Annotated in this window: 20 protein-coding genes and 1 riboswitch; of the genes, 4 read left to right on the top strand and 16 right to left on the bottom strand. The window is 38.3% G+C overall.

The features are described from left to right. Window positions 1-87 precede the first annotated feature (87 nt). The 3 genes from MKY13_RS05445 to MKY13_RS05435 all read left to right on the top strand — a co-directional run bounded on the left by MKY13_RS05445 (window position 88) and on the right by MKY13_RS05435 (window position 4,085). A complete protein-coding gene (locus tag MKY13_RS05445; protein WP_191698254.1) occupies window positions 88-1,530 on the top strand; it encodes a bifunctional UDP-sugar hydrolase/5'-nucleotidase in 1,443 nt (480 codons plus the stop codon). A 466-nt stretch (window positions 1,531-1,996) separates the two neighbouring features. Beyond that, window positions 1,997-2,527: a hypothetical protein gene (locus MKY13_RS05440; protein ID WP_339215680.1), complete on the top strand. Its 531-nt coding sequence runs from the start codon at window positions 1,997-1,999 to the stop codon at window positions 2,525-2,527. 19 nt (window positions 2,528-2,546) lie between these two features. Continuing rightward, complete coding sequence (locus MKY13_RS05435) at window positions 2,547-4,085, top strand: flotillin family protein (protein WP_339215678.1); 1,539 nt, start codon at window positions 2,547-2,549, stop codon at window positions 4,083-4,085. A gap of 423 nt (window positions 4,086-4,508) precedes the next feature. Here MKY13_RS05435 and MKY13_RS05430 read toward each other — a convergent pair whose 3' ends face one another. From MKY13_RS05430 to MKY13_RS05375, 12 genes are all read right to left on the bottom strand, one after another. Then, window positions 4,509-5,579, bottom strand: a complete 1,071-nt coding sequence (locus tag MKY13_RS05430; protein WP_339215676.1) for a branched-chain amino acid aminotransferase — start codon at window positions 5,577-5,579, stop codon at window positions 4,509-4,511. Between the two features lie 144 nt (window positions 5,580-5,723). Next, window positions 5,724-6,395: a hypothetical protein gene (locus MKY13_RS05425; protein WP_339215674.1), complete on the bottom strand. Its 672-nt coding sequence runs from the start codon at window positions 6,393-6,395 to the stop codon at window positions 5,724-5,726. Next, the gene (locus MKY13_RS05420; RefSeq protein ID WP_339215672.1) at window positions 6,392-6,886 is read right to left on the bottom strand and encodes an ECF transporter S component; all 495 of its coding nucleotides are present in this window, start codon (window positions 6,884-6,886) and stop codon (window positions 6,392-6,394) included. Before MKY13_RS05420 ends, MKY13_RS05425 begins: the two co-directional genes overlap by 4 nt. Next, a complete protein-coding gene (locus MKY13_RS05415; protein WP_339215670.1) occupies window positions 6,873-7,301 on the bottom strand; it encodes an adenosylcobinamide kinase in 429 nt (142 codons plus the stop codon). The genes MKY13_RS05420 and MKY13_RS05415 overlap by 14 nt, the downstream gene beginning before the upstream one ends. Further along, entirely contained in the window at window positions 7,253-7,849 is a 597-nt protein-coding gene (locus MKY13_RS05410) for a histidine phosphatase family protein (protein WP_339215668.1), read from the bottom strand. Before MKY13_RS05410 ends, MKY13_RS05415 begins: the two co-directional genes overlap by 49 nt. Next, a complete protein-coding gene (gene cobS, locus MKY13_RS05405; protein ID WP_339215666.1) occupies window positions 7,822-8,604 on the bottom strand; it encodes an adenosylcobinamide-GDP ribazoletransferase in 783 nt (260 codons plus the stop codon). Before cobS ends, MKY13_RS05410 begins: the two co-directional genes overlap by 28 nt. 3 nt (window positions 8,605-8,607) lie before the next feature. Then, window positions 8,608-9,150, bottom strand: coding sequence for a bifunctional adenosylcobinamide kinase/adenosylcobinamide-phosphate guanylyltransferase (locus MKY13_RS05400; RefSeq protein ID WP_339215664.1), 543 nt, complete (start codon window positions 9,148-9,150; stop codon window positions 8,608-8,610). A 65-nt stretch (window positions 9,151-9,215) separates the two neighbouring features. Then, complete coding sequence (locus MKY13_RS05395) at window positions 9,216-10,169, bottom strand: ABC transporter substrate-binding protein (protein ID WP_339215662.1); 954 nt, start codon at window positions 10,167-10,169, stop codon at window positions 9,216-9,218. After that, window positions 10,156-10,716: a hypothetical protein gene (locus MKY13_RS05390; RefSeq protein WP_339215660.1), complete on the bottom strand. Its 561-nt coding sequence runs from the start codon at window positions 10,714-10,716 to the stop codon at window positions 10,156-10,158. The genes MKY13_RS05395 and MKY13_RS05390 overlap by 14 nt, the downstream gene beginning before the upstream one ends. A gap of 158 nt (window positions 10,717-10,874) precedes the next feature. Next, window positions 10,875-11,057: riboswitch (cobalamin riboswitch) on the bottom strand. A gap of 52 nt (window positions 11,058-11,109) precedes the next feature. Next, window positions 11,110-11,520 (bottom strand): Fur family transcriptional regulator, encoded by a 411-nt coding sequence (locus MKY13_RS05385; RefSeq protein ID WP_191698265.1) that lies wholly within the window; start codon window positions 11,518-11,520, stop codon window positions 11,110-11,112. Continuing rightward, window positions 11,517-12,383: a metal ABC transporter permease gene (locus MKY13_RS05380; protein WP_191698266.1), complete on the bottom strand. Its 867-nt coding sequence runs from the start codon at window positions 12,381-12,383 to the stop codon at window positions 11,517-11,519. Before MKY13_RS05380 ends, MKY13_RS05385 begins: the two co-directional genes overlap by 4 nt. 16 nt (window positions 12,384-12,399) lie before the next feature. Beyond that, on the bottom strand, window positions 12,400-13,146 hold the full coding sequence (locus tag MKY13_RS05375) for a metal ABC transporter ATP-binding protein (protein WP_339215658.1): 747 nt from the start codon (window positions 13,144-13,146) through the stop codon (window positions 12,400-12,402). Between the two features lie 95 nt (window positions 13,147-13,241). Between MKY13_RS05375 and MKY13_RS05370 the strand changes: the two genes are divergently transcribed. Continuing rightward, on the top strand, window positions 13,242-13,490 hold the full coding sequence (locus MKY13_RS05370) for an isopropylmalate synthase (RefSeq protein ID WP_339215656.1): 249 nt from the start codon (window positions 13,242-13,244) through the stop codon (window positions 13,488-13,490). A gap of 111 nt (window positions 13,491-13,601) precedes the next feature. On the opposite strand, the gene MKY13_RS05365 is transcribed toward MKY13_RS05370, so the two are convergent. From MKY13_RS05365 to MKY13_RS05350, 4 genes are all read right to left on the bottom strand, one after another. Further along, window positions 13,602-14,213, bottom strand: coding sequence for a pyroglutamyl-peptidase I (locus MKY13_RS05365; RefSeq protein WP_191698269.1), 612 nt, complete (start codon window positions 14,211-14,213; stop codon window positions 13,602-13,604). A gap of 12 nt (window positions 14,214-14,225) precedes the next feature. Next, window positions 14,226-15,644 (bottom strand): D-alanyl-D-alanine carboxypeptidase/D-alanyl-D-alanine-endopeptidase, encoded by a 1,419-nt coding sequence (gene dacB, locus MKY13_RS05360; RefSeq protein ID WP_191698270.1) that lies wholly within the window; start codon window positions 15,642-15,644, stop codon window positions 14,226-14,228. Window positions 15,645-15,767: 123 nt separating this feature from the next. Beyond that, complete coding sequence (locus MKY13_RS05355) at window positions 15,768-16,655, bottom strand: deoxyribonuclease IV (protein ID WP_191698271.1); 888 nt, start codon at window positions 16,653-16,655, stop codon at window positions 15,768-15,770. Between the two features lie 85 nt (window positions 16,656-16,740). Continuing rightward, on the bottom strand, window positions 16,741-18,057 hold the full coding sequence (locus MKY13_RS05350; protein WP_191698272.1) for a DEAD/DEAH box helicase: 1,317 nt from the start codon (window positions 18,055-18,057) through the stop codon (window positions 16,741-16,743). Window positions 18,058-18,175 lie beyond the last annotated feature (118 nt).

Raw genomic sequence — 18,175 nt, 5'->3', positions numbered from 1 at the left:
TTTATTAAAGCACTTTCATCACTGTTGCGCAATAATTCACACACGCTATAATGAAGGAAAATGAATAGTTGAAGGAAGTTTTTGCATATGCAGTTTTCTATTATTGCCACTAGTGACATACATGGCCATACAGAGCGGTTTTCACAGCTTGCTCAAATGATTTCAAAAAGACAGCCTGCATTGTTAATTGATAACGGTGATTTTCTTCAAGGCAGCCATTTAAGCTACTATTACGACCATATTATACATAAACAGCATCCTCAAATAGAGCTGGCTAATGCGCTCGGCTACGATGTTGGCATTTTCGGAAATCATGAATTTAATTATCCACCTGAAAAAGTGCGAAAAATACAAAAAGCCTGTAACTTTCCGTGGATAGCTGCCAATATTACGGGCTTTGCAAAACCGTATTTTATAAAGGAAATTCACGGAATACGGATTGCGGTAGTAGGCGTTGTGACGCATTTCACGAAGCTTTGGGATGAAACTAACTCGATACAGCATTTACATTTTGAACAAGCATTTGAAAGCGCAAAAAATACAGTGAACTATGTACGAGAAGTAGAAAAAGCCCATTTCGTAATTTTAAGCTATCATGGCGGTTTTGAACGGGATTTACATAATGGGAATCAAATTGATCTTGAACATGGTGAAAATGAAGGCTATCGCATGCTTTATGAAATTGATGGTATTGACGTATTTATTACAGGCCATCAGCATTTAGAAATTGCGACAAAGATTAACGGGATTTCTGTCGTTCAACCTGGAGCGAATGCACATTGCTTTGCTCAAATCGATGTAACGATAGAAAATGACCAAATAATTCATGAACCATCTCTTGTTCACGTGGATTCAAGCCTTCCAATACAGCCCTTTCCCGAATTTAACGGCTGGAAAAAGGAAGTAATCGGTAGCACAGAAAACGATTTAACATACTCGGATTTCTTTACTCCGCGCATAGCATCATCATCGTACACGCAATTGATACATGACATGCAGCTTCATTATTCAGGAGCTCAGATTTCAGTCATTGAACTCCCTTACCATTTTTCAGGCGGCTTTCAAAAAGTTATAACGCGAGAACAAGTTATACACAATATGCCGCGCGCCAATCGTTTGCTCGTTGTTGAAATGACTGGAGCTGACATTCGAGAAGCAATTGAACAAAGCGCAGCCGTCTTCGCACTGAATAACAAAGGTGAAGTCGATTTTAGTCTTTCTGTTTTTTACCCAGAGCCGCAGCCATATATTTATGATTTATGGGGTGGCATTGACTATGAAATCAATTTAAGTAATCCAGTTGGACAGCGTGTAGTTAGGCTGAACTATAATGGTTGCTCGATACAAGACACTTCATTGTTTGAAGTAGCGGTCAACAGCTACCGCGCAACAGGTGCCCATCATTTCCACATGTTTAAAAAACAGCCTATTCGTGAATCAAAAAAATTCATACCCGACTTAATGATGGAATATATTGAACAGAACAGCCCATTAACAGTAGAGCTAAAAAACTATTTTACAATGAAATAAATGCTCAAAAATAGCGTATGTCGCTTCGAACAAAACGACATATGCTTTTAATTGCTACTTTACTAATTCCCCACTGGCATCATAAAACTTCAATCCAAAACTCGTATTTCTTTGAGGTAGGTAAACTGCTTCAATACCAGCTTTCCCTTGCTCTACCTGAAACGCTACTTACTTACTAGCATGATCATTCAGCACGCCTTTAACGATTGGATGACCTTCTCCTCGTCCCTTGTAAGACTCCTTCATGCCTCTTTAATTGCCTATAGTTCACCTTTCTTTGTTAGCTCTATGACAAGCATTTGACGTACACGACGCAATTTTTTCTTAATCGTATTATAGGGCGTTTTAAGATAGAGAAATTATTTCTAACCATCAATATATTCTCCCTTTAAATTTTTGTTTTTTCTGAAACTTTTTCCAATTTCATCCGTATTTACTAATACAAAGGACTTAAGGAGGTGACAACTTGTTTGGATATTCCATTGAAACCATTTATTTAACCATCTTAATTGTCATTGGATGCTGTACGATTCTTTATTTGTTTTTCGCAGATTTTGCAGATGTGTCTATCGATGGACTTCCTTTTTTAGATCCGGCTGTTAACCTATCGTTTATTACATTCACTTCTGCTGCCGGTTATTTTTTTGAGCGTTTTTCAAGTTTTACAAGCTTCATCATCTTTATTATCGCATTCATTATAGCGTGTTTACTCACAGCACTTCTTTATTATTTCTTGCTCGTTCCTTTACGCTCAGCTGAAGTATCTCTTGCTTATACAGATGAATCGCTTGAAGGCCAGGCTGGAAAAGTCATTGTACCTGTACCTTTAGATGGCTTCGGGGAAATCGTAATAGAATCAGCAAACGGTATCATTTCCAAACGTGCGGCGAGCTTTCATCATGTAGAAATTCCATATGATACAAAAGTTTTAATTATTGAGATGCGTAATGGTACGGCAATGGTTGCGATTTATGAGAAAGAGGAGTTTCAATTTTAAATTTTAGGAGGAAAAGTATATGTCAAGTATTGCAGAAATGTCAGGTATTTTAATTGCAGTGGGTGTTGCAGTATTTCTAGTTGTCGCTCTTGTAGCGGTTTATGTAATGAAATACCGTACAGCGGGTCCAGATGAAGCATTAATCGTAACAGGTAGTTATTTAGGGAGTAAAAATGTACATACCGACGAATCGGGTAATCGTATTAAGATCATTCGTGGTGGTGGTACATTTGTTTTCCCAGTGTTCCAACAAGCAAAGCCACTTAGTTTACTTTCCAGTAAATTAGAAGTAACAACACCTGAAGTATACACGGAACAAGGTGTACCGGTTATGGCTGATGGAACAGCTATCATCAAAATTGGTGGTTCCATTTCAGAAATCGCAACTGCTGCCGAGCAATTTTTAGGGAAAGATAAACAGGAACGCGAAAGTGAAGCGCGCGAAGTACTGGAAGGTCACCTACGCTCTATTTTAGGATCGATGACTGTCGAGGAAATTTATAAAAACCGTGATAAGTTCTCACAGGAAGTACAGCGTGTCGCATCGCAGGATTTAGCAAAAATGGGCTTAGTCATTGTTTCATTTACAATTAAAGATGTCCGTGATAAAAACGGCTATTTAGATTCACTCGGTAAACCTCGAATTGCTCAAGTTAAACGTGATGCTGATATTGCAACAGCTGAGGCGGATAAAGAAACACGTATTAAACGTGCTCAAGCTGCTCAAGAAGCGCAACAAGCCGAATTAGAGCGTGCTACTGAGATTGCAGAAGCTGAAAAAAATAATCAATTAAAAGTAGCTGAATTCCGTCGTGAGCAGGATATTGCAAAAGCTCGTGCCGACCAAGCTTATGAGTTGGAATCTGCACGTGCAAAACAGGAAGTAACAGAACAGGAAATGCAAGTTAAGATCATTGAGCGTCAAAAGCAAATCGAATTAGAAGAAAAAGAAATTCTGCGTCGAGAAAAACAATATGATTCAGAAGTTAAGAAAAAAGCTGATGCGGATCGTTATGCTATCGAGCAAAACGCAGAAGCCCAAAAACGAAAAGAGCTAGCGCAGGCTGATGCGGAGAAATACCGTATCGAAACACATGCACAAGCTGAAGCAGAGCGTATTCGATTAGATGGTCTTGCTAAAGCTGATGCAGAGCGTGCACAAGGTACGGCTGAAGCTGAAATTATTCGTTTACGCGGTCTTGCAGAAGCAGAAGCGAAGGAAAAAATTGCAGAAGCATTTGAACAATACGGTCAGGCAGCTGTCCTTGATATGATTGTGAAAATGTTACCTGAATATGCAAAACAAGTTGCAAGTCCACTTGCCAATATCGATAAGATTACAGTTGTCGATACGGGTGGCGGTGCAAATGGTGGCGCAGGTAAAGTTACAGGCTACGCAACAGATTTAATGGCCGGTCTGCAGGAAACTTTAAAAGCATCATCTGGTATTGATGTAAAAACATTAATCGAATCATATGTCGGCAAAAATGCATTCGAAAAAGCAGCATCCGTTTCTCACGAAAGATTTAACCATGTAGAGGAATTAGTGGAAAAATAATTCAAGTCGATTATATAATTCCTTAACATTCAAAAGGTCGCTAATTTATTTTTAATTAGCGACTCAGATTGTCGACAAAAGGTCTCGAGGGTTCATCTCTCGAGACCTTTTGTCTTTTAACTAGATACTTAACAGAAACAAGTTGTTCAATCGTTAATATTTCAAATTATGCAGGCGCATTGATTTGTTTGCTAGTCATCATAGGTATAGTACCTCACTTTATTTAAAGCAATAAATAAGTTGATTGGAATGGAGGGACCGTGACTCCACCGGGTAAAGCATCGGCCCCGGAGTGGAAATCAACGATGTCACTGTTAATTTTATTTTTAATTAAAAAATGACTGTAAACATACACTCTTTAAGAGTTGTTTACAGTCTGAGTCGCTAATTTATTTTTAATTAGCGACTTCTTTTTTATCTCAATTATATTTTAACCGTCCAACCAAATAGATCTTCCATTTTACCGTACTGAATGCCTGTTAATGTATCATATAGCATTTGTGTTACTTCACCAATTTGACCGTTGTTAACAGTAATCACATCATCCAGCCACTTTAATTCACCAACCGGAGAAATAACTGCTGCTGTACCCGTACCGAACGCTTCTTCCAGCGTACCATTTTGTGCTGCAGCAACAATTTCTGCAAACTCGATTGCACGTTCTTCAAGCGGAATGTTTTTTGATTTTAATACTTGAATCATCGAGTCACGTGTAATGCCGGGTAAAATACTGCCATTTAATGCAGGTGTAATGACTGTACCTGCAATTTTAAAGAAGATGTTCATGCTTCCTACTTCTTCTACATACTTATTTTCCTTACCGTCTAACCATAATGTTTGAGAGTATCCTTGTTTTGCGGCAAGTTCCGAACCCTTTAAGCTTGAAGCGTAGTTACCCGCTGTTTTTGCTTCGCCGGTACCCCCTACTACAGCACGTACATAATGCTGCTCTACTAAAATTTTAACCGGGTTAATGCCTTCTTTATAATAAGAGCCAACTGGTGACATAATAATCATGAATTTATAGCTTTTCGCAGGGTTTACACCTAAATAGCTTTCCGTCGCAATAATGAATGGACGAATATAAAGAGATGTACCTGGTTCTGTTGGTACCCATTCACGATCCACTCGGATTAATTCCTTCAATGCTTCCAGTGCAAAATCCTCATCGATTGGCGGAATGCAAAGGCGTGCATTAGAAGTATTCAACCGTTGGAAATTACGTTCCGGACGGAATAATTGTACGTCACCTTGCTCTGTCATGTATGCTTTTAAACCTTCAAAAACCGCTTGTCCATAATGGAAAACCATTGCAGCAGGGCTTAATGTAATCGGTGCATAAGGTTCAATAGATGCATTATGCCACCCTTTACCTTCTTCATAATCCATTACAAACATGTGGTCCGTAAAAATTTGACCAAAACCAAGCTTTTCTGCAGGTGTCTTTTCTTTTTTGTTTGTTGATAACTCAGTTGTAATTTGGTACGTTGTCATAATTCATGCTCCTTAACTTATTGAAATTGATACACTCTATCATACCACTTTATTTTTAGAATATTTAGTATTTTTTAATTTTAAACAAAAAATATTTTTTACTAGCAGTTCTAATAGTTTTCGAGCATATTTCATCATTTAAAATTAATTCATTTCTACAATTTCAGTTAAAGGTGCTGTCATATTCTTTTTAAAAGTTTCTTCATATTCTTTTTTTACTGCGACTAGCACAGCACATGATGGTCCGGCCGACGCTTCTAAATTGATTGCTGCACTGTATTCTTCACCGATAAAGCGCTTAATTTCGGTACCAATTCCTTTTGAACCTGTAGGCCAGATTGCTTCAATGATCCCACTTTGTAAACCTTCAAACAACTCTTTTAAGTTAGCAATTTTGTCAAAGTTTTCCACTACATCGTTACCGACTAGCGGTTCACCGACAATATAATAAAGGCAGTTCGTCCGATCACCGCTAAATTGCTTTTCCCCTATTATTGTTAAGGAAACAGCCGACTGCAAAGCGGAAAAATTCGTTTCACTGGAACCTGTCAATGGTGGCATATTTAAAGCCATTTCATTAAATGCCTTTTTAAACCCTTCTGCATACTCATTCCATACGTTGTCACCCGAGAAGTTGGCCATTAATAACTGCACAGGAATTGCCCCTGCACATAACTGCTCCAAAATGGCGGTACGTGCTGTAAAATATGCGGTAATTTCATTTGGTACTTTGACAAGATCATGCTCTTTTGTTCCAATACATCCTGAATTATCGATTGTTACGATTAACCCGTTTACTTCGATCGCGTTTCTCATGCGTTCACCCCAACACGCTGTACCACATTTTTAATGACCGGCATTACGACGATGGCAATGAGACAGTTCACGAATGTTGCAATAGAAAGTGAAGCAATGGATCCGATATAAAATGCCGGTGAAATTAGGAAGTAAAATGGTAAAGGTGCAATAACCCCATTTCCAATCACAACAAATATCCACTTTGAAATATGCAGTCCTTTTCGATGCATTACAGCGAAAATTGCGACAATGATGAACATCTCTACTGCAATAATGATATGGAAAACACCTAATGGAAAGCCAGATGTAAGTCCTGTTGCAATATGACCGAGTGCTCCTGCTGCGCCTGCGAAAATAGGCGGTAAAAAAATCGCACTAATAAATGCGGGAGCCGAATCCAGTGCTGCTGTTGTAACAACGCCTACCGGTATTTTAATAAAACTTCCAATCGCACACATTGCAGCGATTAAAGCGGTTAAAATGATGAAACGTAATTTAGTTTTGTCCATAATGTGCTCCTTTTAAAATTTGTGGAATACCGTACCATACACGAACAACCGTATGCCCTTCGCTACAAAGCTTTTGGTATAGTCGACCACAAGTATCTCTTAATTGTCGTGCTTCCTTTTCAAGCGGCACTACCCCCCTACTCGTATCTGTACAAATACAAAATACTTCAGCAAGTGTGGAAATTTCAGCAATATGCTCAAAAATCTGTAGTGCAACCTGCTCCTCCGGTAGATGAAGATGAGGTAATACAATCTGTTCGAAATTACTAATAATAAATCGTTTATCTCCAGTTACTTCCTCTATCCGAGGTAATGCCCCTTCGTATTTGGCAAGCTCTTTTGTAGGTAATTGTGCAACTAAATCTTCTACATATGCTCGTTTACCGTTATGTGCGCCTCCGAGTATAATGAACATCTTGCACCTCCTATAAAGTCTTCAATCGAACCCCAGCTAAGCGTATAAATTGTTCGGTGGTTGGCAATCGTTTGCTGAAACGTCTGCTCCGTAATACCGTATTTCGCAAGCAGTATCCGAATGACACCACCATGAATGATTAATGTATATTCTTTCTCTTGTTGTACAATTTCATGAACACCCGTTAAAACACGCTGTTGAAACTGTAATAAGTGCTCCCCGTTAGGAATTGGCGTATTTACCGGATCATCAATCCATGCCCTGTAAGTGGGGTTATGTTCTAATTGCTCATATGTACACATTTCAAAATCCCCGAAATGCAGTTCCCTTAAATTTTTGTTTTGATAATATGAAGCATGTGGAAAATAGCATTGAGCTGTTTCACGGCAACGCAATAAATCACTTCCAAATACTTCATTTGTATGGATTGGCATCTGTGCTTGAACCAACTTTAATATCGGTTCATCTGTCCAGCCTATATATTTTTTCTCTATATTCGCTTTTGTCTTTTCATGACGAATTAAATGCAAAGTAACACCGTCAGCCATAGCACAACCTCCACCCCTTCTCCTAAAGCACCGAGTAAATCACCGCTCATCCCGCCAAAATGCTTTTGCGACCATTTCCGGTAAAAGAAAATCGATAGCAACATAACAATAACTAAAATAAATAAGCTGTAAATCGAAAAATAAATCCATGCCACCATAAATACTATAGAAAAAACGCTTATGATTAGCATCAATTTCTTTGGAATGATAATGGATTTAAAATAAGCTGCGAGCCCTGTCTGCTTGGCCGTTTGCATCGTTAAAAAGTAAATGAGCGTCCCTAAACGGGCAATAAAAGGAATAAAAATAATAAAGGGAATAATCTCCTCATGACCATTTAAAAGCATTTCATAAATAACACCGACTTTTAACAGCAATAAGCAAAAAACACTGATGACACCGAAAGCACCTGTACGCGGATCATCCAAAATTTCCAATCGTTTTTCTTTTTCACCATAGGAAAAAAAGGCGTCGCTCATATCTATCCAGCCATCTAAATGCAGACCGCCTGTTAGAATAATGAACATAATTACAATTAAAATCGCCAATAGTAGACTCGAAATGTCACTATAACTTGAGATGATAAAAATGCCACCACTTATTATTGAACCGATGAGTAAACCAACAATCGGTAAGAAGGCGTACATCCATGTAACCGACTTGGCATTCATATCAAGCTGCTTCTTAATTGGGATTGCCGAGAAAAATTGCCATGCTAATAAAAATCCTGTAAAGCTGTTTTTCAACTTGCCCACTCCTTACTTCCACCGCTGTACAAGCTGATATTGTACTTCATATGCTTCATCGCTATGTTGGACAATCCACTGATGAAGTTTTCCCAACAGTTTACGATATAAATTTACCTCATCATAATGTGAAGGCAATTCGTCTAACACTTCATTTGATACAACTATTATTGTAGCACCTTGCTGATGCCAAGCTAGCAATTGCTTTTGCAGCGATTCAATACAATCATTGATATATTCGCTATTTTTGCCTTCTGCTTCATAATTGAAAAGTACATTTGAAAGCCAGGTTGTCACACATTCAAAAAGCACGACTGCCTCTTTTGAAAGCTGTTGAATTGTTAAAGGAATCTGTACTTGCATTTCCACCGTGTCCCAGTTAGCGTTTTGGTTTTGACGGTCCCGCTGATGACGGACAATCCGTTTTTTCATTTCATCATCAAACGATACTCCCGTAGCGACATAGTAAAGCGACTTATTTTCGCCTAACTGCCTCGCATAGTTCTCTGCAAAAGCACTTTTACCGCTGCGTACACCACCTGTTATAAAAATCAATCGTATGCCTCCTTTCCAGTTCAAAAAGAACATGCCCAACTAAGGCATGTTCTTCTATTCTATAACTATTTAAACAGCTCTGGGTATACTGATTGTGCCATAATTTCAACGGCTTCACCAATACGCGGTCCAGGACGTGACATGATATCTCCGTCCACTAAGTAAACTGCCCGCTCCTTGACTGCTTGTATTTTATTCCAGCCTGTGCGTCCTAAAATTTCTTCAACCGCATTTTCCATATAAGTTGCAGGTGAAATAATAATTTCGGGATTGCGAGTAATAACATCCTCTTCTGTCACACTAATCCAGCTCGTCTGATCAGCATAGATATTTTCGATATTCGCATAATCCATTATTTCTTGCTGGAAAGTACTGTTGCCGGTTGTCCAAAGATCCGGAGCTGGGGACACTTCGTAATACACTTTTTTCTTCGTATCGACTGTTGCTGTTTTTTCTTGTACTGTCTTAATTTGTGCTTTAATATCGGCTACAACTTCTTCACCTTTTTCTTCGATACCCATTACTTCAGACAACTGAATAATATCTGAGTAAACATCATCGAATGTCGTGGCAGAAGCAATAACAAATACTTTCAGACCCGCATCTTCCAGTTGAGCAATTTGTGCTTCCTCCCCAATTGTATATGCCACAACTACATCCGGATTCAATTCCAAAATTCGTTCTGCATTAATGGCTGTAGACGTTGAAACACGTTCAATTTTTTGTGCGGCTTCCGGATATGTATCAAAGTCCGTTGCACCAATAATTTGTTCACCTACCCCTAGTTCAAACAAAATTTCTGTATTGCTTGGCTGTAATGAAATAATCGTTTCCGGGACTTCATCAAATGTTACCTCAACACCACGGTCATCGACAACTGTATAAGGAGCGCCATCATTTTTGGATGCAGCTTGCTCCTCATTTTGAACGTCCATATCTGTTTTTTCCTCATCTGATCCACATGCTGCTAATAATAAAGTTGCTGCTAAAGCAACTACCCATTTGTTATTCAATTTCATTTGTTGTAACTCCTTTTTTCTTTTTTGTTGGATAAGATTTTGAGATGAATGGAATTTCTTCTTGATGATGCTGTTGATTCATATAGACCGCCATGACAAAAAATACATTGGCAAGCAGCCCGAGAAAATCAAACAGAATTTTATCCACTTCTCTTTCTTCGCTTACTTTATGTAATGCTCTGTAAGACTTTTTCGCCTCACTGCGGCAAATATGAAGTCTTGCGGCACTTTCGATTCCTTGTGGCAAGACAAACTGCTGAATCGTTTCCCCGACTTCACTTACATAAAAATCGTATCGATCGCTTAACCATTTTAAATCTTCTGATGTAATGGCTAATTTACCGCGGACCGAACCATTGGCATGATAGGCTAATGGTTGAATTTCCTTTAAATCTTCAAGCACAATCTGACCTAATACATCATCGACTAATGTTGGAAATACTGCGCCGATTCGTGTTGTTAAAGAATCTGTCCGAATCTCGTAGTCAACACAGCTTGATTTTTCCCGCATAAACGGATAGCAGGAATAACGAATATCCTTTTTCATAAAGTTCTCCTCACTTCAAGTTGTACCTCCTCGCAATTATTGAGTGAACGAAAAAAAGCCACCCATAAGAAAATGGATGGCTTCAAAAATCAATAAAAGGGTGCAAAACGCTCATTCGATCAGTGATTGCCGTACATTCTCTTTAATTCCGAAGAGGGATGTTACGATAAGAAAAAGATTGGTCTCCTGGCTCTGCGTTTCACTTTACTCATAAGTACCTTCCCGCTATATTAGCAGTGGTATTACACTTATTTTCATCAACGCTTACAGTTACGGATATAGCTTCGGATTTACACCGAATTCCCATTTATGCATCATGCATCTTTTTCCTGCAAATCTATTCAATTTGTCTTTATCACTTTAGCATATAAAAAACTTTATGCAAACTAAATTTTATAAACATTCAGGACATTTGCCATAAATCTCAAATTTATGCGCTTCTACAGTATACCCCGGCAACTTTTCACCAAGCATTTCCATTGGACAGACGGACAGCTCTTTTACTTTACCGCAATCACGGCAAATAAAATGATGATGATGGTGGTCTGATTCACAATGCATGCGGAAATTGCGCTCGCCGTTTAATTCCGTTTCTTCCAAAATATCAAGCTCAACAAAAGTCGCTAAGTTACGGTAGATCGTATCGAAGCTCATCCCAGGGAAATCCTTTTTCAATACTGACAGCAAATCACGGGCAGTCAAATATTTATCAGTAGCTGCAAACATATCCAAAATCAATTCTCTTTTATCGGTCTTTTTATAGCCGTTTTCCTTTAATATTTCCCACGCGCGCGTTGCATTCACAGTACTTCTTCCCCTTTCGATTTAATCGATACTTTTAACACAATTTTTTTGATAAATATAACTAACAATAAAATAATGATTGACGTGACAACAATTGTTCCACCAGGTGCTAAGTTTAAGTAAAATGCAGAAATCAATCCAATAATTACTGCCAGTTCTCCAAATACAATGGCCAAAATAATGGCTTCTTTAAATCCACGGGCCAACCGCATTGCAGCAGCTACCGGTAATGTCATTAGGCTTGAGACAAGTAGAATTCCTACGATACGCATACTTGCGGCAATGACTAATGCGACGACAACCATAAACAATAGATGAATCCACTTTGCAGGTAAGCCACTCGCTTTAGCATATTCTTCGTCAAACGATAAAACAAAGAGCTCTTTAAAAAACAGAACTAAAAATAATACGACAACGACTGCAATCGCCATCACTACATACAAATCCTGGCGCGATACAGCGGAAACTGAGCCGAATAAATAACTCATCAGATCCGTATTAAAGCCACTTGCCAATGAAATTAAAATCGCGCTAATTCCGATACCACCTGACATAATAATCGGAATTGCAAGTTCTTCATAATGTTTATACAGTCGACGTAAACGCTCAATCAATATCGAGCCACTTACAGATGCCACAATACCTAGATAAATAGGGTTTAGCAATGCCAGCCCTGCAAATGACTGACTTAAGTATAGACTTCCGGCAATACCGGCAAGTGTTACATGTGATAAAGCATCTGCTATTAACGACAATCGACGAACAACGATGAACACTCCAAGAAGCGGTGCAATCACGCCAATAATCAATCCCGAGAAAAAGGCATTTTGTAAAAATTCATAGTTTAATATTGCTTCTATCATAATGGCGGTCTACTCCTTAATGAATCTTTCGAACAGAGTGACCATTCCAGCTAGCGATCTGTTCTTCCGAAATTGTATCAAAATCATTTTTATATCCGTGGAAATGGATCGATTGATTTAGGCATGCTACATGACTGACACGATCCGAAACTGTATCAACATCATGCGTAACTAAAATCATCGTCATATTGTGATGCTTATTCAAGTGTGCAAGCATATCATAGAATGCCTGCACATTTTCGCGGTCAATTCCAACTGTAGGTTCATCTAATATAAGGAGCTTAGGGTCTGACACTAAAGCACGTGCGATAAATACACGCTGCTGTTGGCCACCGGAAAGCTGCCCAATATTACGCTTCAAATATTTTTCCATACCGACATCCTTTAAAGCACCTTTCACTAAAATGTCCGCATCTTTTGGATAGCGTTTAAATAATCCAACCTTTTGGACCAAACCGCTTTTAACAACTTCTTCAACGGTTGCAGGGAAGCCGGAATTAAAGGCATTGGACTTTTGCGACACATAGCCAATCCATTCACGGTGCTTAAAGTGATTGGATGGTTCGCCAAATAATTTAATTTCTCCAGACATCGGCTTCAATAGACCTAAAATTAATTTTAAAAGTGTCGATTTTCCAGAGCCATTTTGCCCCATTAACGCCAAAAAGTCGCCCTCATGAACACTTAAAGAAATATTTTTCAATGCTTGTGTGTATTCATATTGAAATGAAACATCCTTCAATTCAATTAGTATTTTTTTCATATCGTTCGCTTCTTTCTAATTCAAAATCATTACGATTCACATCATGTTAGTATAATAGACTTTTTGGTTCATGTAAAGGAAATAAACTTGAAAGGATGATGACTATTCAAATGTTACAATGGTTTGAAAATCTTAAGGGAATGAATGATAAACAGCTACAGAAGTTTGCCAAACAACAGGAGCTTGAATTTTCTATTGAAGAAATTAAAAAGCTTCGAAAAATTTTAAGTAATGCTTCCATTACTTGGGGTATTTACGGAATACCGCAAAATGTACGGGAGGATATTGAAGAGCTGATCGGCTCTAAAAGATATAAAAAACTAAGAAAAGTAATCGGATTTTAATCTTAGCGGAAGGGCTTTTGAGGCCAAATATAAAAAGCTTGGAATTTATATTTAGTTCGTTTTAGAACATTTATAAATTTCCAAGCTTAGTTATTTAATAATATTGTCCAATTAAACGTTTTCTATACATTCTTCTAATGCAAGCTCTATTGCAGCCTCCAAATCACGCCCAGACCAGCCGGGGATTCGACCATGTTGGATCGCCAAATCAAACGACGCCGGTATATGAATAAACCCGGCGGCTCGAATCGAATCGTGATTTGCTGCGTAATACAAGCCTTCATACATAATGTTATTGCACAGGTACGTCCCTGCTGAATTGGATATCGCTGCTGGATACCCTGCCGTATTTAACCGATTGACAATTTTTCGTATAGGCAAAGTTGACAAGTAGGCAACATCGCCATTTGCTCGGATTGGTGCGTCTTCAAATGCATGACCTGCATTATCTTTTTCTCCATCCTTTACATTGATGGCGACACGTTCCGGCGAAATTTTCGCAATACCTGCTGCTAATCCAAGTGAAACAATAATTGTAGGCTGTACTTCTTCAATCAGCTTCAAAAATTGTTCAGGTGCTTTTTGAAAATTAACGGATAGTATATGCCCAACTATTTCATATTGTCCAATAGTTTTCCCATTCAGTGCCTGTACAATATCCATCGTAGGGTTAATCGGATTGGACAGGAATGGCTCAAACCCTGTTAATAATAGTTTTTTCATCTCATTACACCTCTACAAGTTTTTAACAAGCGCTGTCATTGTACGATCGATATAGGCATTTCCGTTCGCAGTGTTATGCAATAAAATCGAGAAGATATATTCTTTTCCACTTTGCCCTTTAATATAGCCTGACAATGTGTACACATTTGGGATATATCCAGTCTTCGCATAAATCCGATTTTGTAAATTAGCGCTCGTCAAACGCTTGCGCAATGTCCCTCCGACAAAACGTTCATCGTTACCTGCGATTGGCAATGATCGATAAAACGTATTGAAATAAGGTTCTTTTTGAACTTTAAATAATAATTGTGACAAACTATTTGTCGTCACAAGATTTGAATTGGACAAACCTGAACCATCTACGATACGCCAATTATCCACAGGAATATCCAATGATTCTGCATAGCTCTTTAATAGCGTTACGCCCTTTTTCGTGCTTCCTTCCCCTAGCTGCTCCTTGCCCATCGCTTTTACGAGAATATCTGCAATACTGTTATTGCTCAGCTTCATAAATGCAGGGAAAATGGATGCTAAAGTACGTGATTCATTCGTGTAAAGCAGCTTTGCCTTTTGTGGCACTTTACCTAATTGAACTTTTGAGTCCTTTGAAAACTTAATCCCTGCACTTTGCCATGTCAGTTTAATTGCCTGCATCGTGTTTTTCGAAGGATCCTGCAATGTTACCCATTCTTTTTTACTGCTGCCTTGTGGAATGTTTCCGGAAATAATAATGCGATTCGTATTGTAAGACCGTTTAATCGTAAGTGTATTTTTATTGCCTTTTTTAACAGTTCTCGCCTGATTGGAAATCACCATGCCACTTAAATTCGGTTCTACTGAATAGCTTGGTTTAGCCCCTACTTTTCCAGGCTTTGCTGTAATAATAATTGTACTCGCATCAAAGTCAGCATTTTGAGACATCGTAATAGCTGAAGTTCGGGCACCGAAGTAATACGTCTCATCCGTTTTGTCGACTCCTGGAGGTAATGTACTGCCGGAAAAGGCTGTGTCATCACCTATTACATGACCGTTAATAGTCCGTATGCCATTACGCTTCAATATTTTAGCAAACTCCTGAAAACTCTCTTTATTTAATGTCGGATCTCCACTGCCTTTTATGTAAACATTGCCGTTCAACGTATTGTTGACAACCTTCCCGTCAATAAATAAATCTGTAGTAAAACGGTAATCTTCCCCTAATATCGATAGTGCTGCACCACCGGAAATTAATTTCATATTCGATGCTGGGCGCATAAGCTTATCTCCATTTTGAGAATAAACAATTTTCCCACTATCAATATCGCGTATTGTCACCGCTGCATTACTTTTCCCTAAGTTCGAAGTAACAGCGCTACTGACAGAGGCGAAACTTTGAATAGGTAATGAAAAGAATAATGCAAATAAAATGACGAGTTGTATAACTTTTTTCATAACATACCTCCATTTAATTTTTTGAAATTTACAGTTAATTCATTATAGCAAATAATGTAATAAAAAAATGTAAAAAAACATACTTTGCATCAAATTTATGCAAAGTATGTTCATTAATTCTTATTAATTACGCAATTCATCAATTAATGCTGGGCGGAATTCCCCATCACGCAGCATTGCAATTTCATGTAAATAAGGTGCTTTTTTATTTTTTGCATCAATACCGACAAATGGTGTTTCCAATATTTTAGGTAAATGCATTAGTTGCGGATGATGAACAATATATTTCATTGCATCAAAGCCAATTTCACCAAATCCAATATTTTCATGACGGTCTTTTGCTGCACCGCGCACATTTTTTGAATCATTAATATGGATCACTTTTAAACGATCTAACCCGATTACTTTATCAAATTCATTTAAAACACCGTCAAAATCATTCACTACATCATAACCTGCGTCGTGAATATGACATGTATCCATACAAATTGATAAACGCTCATTATTCGTTACACCGTCTATAATGCGGGCTAATTCTTCAAATGTACGACCGATTTCAGAGCCTTTGCCTGCCATAGTTTCCAATGCAATTTGCACAGGGTAGTCTTGTGTCAGTACTTCGTTCAAGCCTTCTACAATTCGTGCGATACCTTCATCGACACCTGCACCAACATGGGCACCTGGATGTAATACAATTTGTGTCGCTTCTAATGCAGCTGTTCGTTTAATTTCTTCTTGCAGGAAATTTACGCCTAGCTCAAAAGTTTCAGGCTTCGTCGTATTGCCTAAGTTAATAATGTATGGTGCATGCACAACAATATTCGAAATATCATTTTCCTGCATATGAAGTAAGCCCTTCATAATGTTAAGCTCTTCAATTGGCTTGCGGCGCGTATTTTGAGGTGCACCCGTATAAATCATAAATGTATTGGCACCATAGCTTAATGCTTCTTCACTAGCGCCTAATAGCATTTTCTTACCACTCATCGAAACATGTGAACCTAATAACATTACTCTTCCCTCCAAATTTACTGTCCATTAAAAACAAAAGAGACCGCAAAGAAATACATTCTAAGCAGCCCCTTGCGAAAATTATTTATTGTTCTCTATTATTACGACGCGCTTTAATACGGCGTTCGCGCTTCTTCACTTTTTCCATTTCCCACTTCATATTACGTTTATAGCCTGGTTTTACTTTCTTCGGCTTACGTACGAGGGCTTTTGCTTTTACATCGATTTCATCTTGCTTACGCTCAGTCTTACGGTTTGCACGTTGGTGACGGTCTTTTAAGTCAACCCACTCACCATTTTTCACATCTTTTTGCTCAAATGGAATACCCATTTTTTCGATGCGTACTACTGCATCCTCATCTTCAGGCTGGAACAATGTAATGGCTGTTCCTTTTGTACCTGCACGAGCTGTACGGCCCACTCGGTGAATGAAGAATTCTAAATCTTCCGGGATTTCGTAGTTAATAACGTGTGAAATACCTTGAATATCGATACCACGTGCAGCCAAGTCTGTTGCAACGATGTATTGGAATTCTAAATCACGAACTTGTTTCATCATTTTTTTACGATCACGTGGACTTAAATCTCCGTGAATTTGACCGGCACGAATACCTTCTTCAGCTAAGAAGTTTGCTACAGCCTCTGCATTTTTACGTGTGTTACAGAAAATAACAGCTAAAAATGGATTGATTGCTTTCATAACTTCAAGCAAGCGGGTATTACGTGACTTAGAACGCACAGGTACTAATAGGAAGTTAATTCCTTCAGCTACTGGGCGTTTGTCATTCATATGAATATGGATAGGTGCATCCATATATTTTTTTAGGAATGGTTTTAATTTTTCTGGAATGGTTGCGGAGAACACAAACATTTCAAGCTTTTCAGGCATTGCGGAAGCAAATCCGTCAATGTCTTCAATGAATCCCATATCAAATGCTAAATCTGCTTCATCCACTACAAGTATTGGTGCTGTGTGTACAAGCAATGCATTTTCTTTCACTAAATCTTTAATGCGCCCTGGTGTCCCAACAACAATTTGTGGTTGAGTTTTTAGGCGGTCAATAGTACGTTGTTTATCCGTACCTCCGATAAATAACTTCGTTGAAATTTCCGTTCCTTCAACAAGTTGATTTAATGCATCAAAAATTTGTTGGGCTAATTCACGTGTTGGTGAAGTAATTACGGCCTGTACTTCTTGTTTTTCTTCTACAATACGCTCAACAATTGGCAATAAAAAACTATGTGTTTTCCCTGTACCTGTATGAGCTTGTCCAATCGCACTCTTTCCTTTTAGTACGAGTGGAATTATTTCTTTTTGAATTGGTGTCGGTTCTGTAAATCCAAGCTTTGCAATGGCGTCCTGCAAAAATGGCTTGAATTGATAATCAGTATATTTTGACATTTTTCGTACCTCCTTACATCATTCCTATTGTACCATGTTTCGTACATTTAAGTGACCATCTGCATATCATAACTTATAAATAGTTTCAACGTCAAACAGTTGAGATGAATTTTCTTCA

Source organism: Solibacillus sp. FSL W8-0372, assembly GCF_037969735.1.
In the GTDB taxonomy this organism is placed as follows: Bacteria; Bacillota; Bacilli; order Bacillales_A; family Planococcaceae; genus Solibacillus; species Solibacillus faecavium.
The sequence above is the reverse complement of the archived record's forward strand: the minus strand, read 5'-3'. Positions and strand labels throughout refer to the sequence as shown.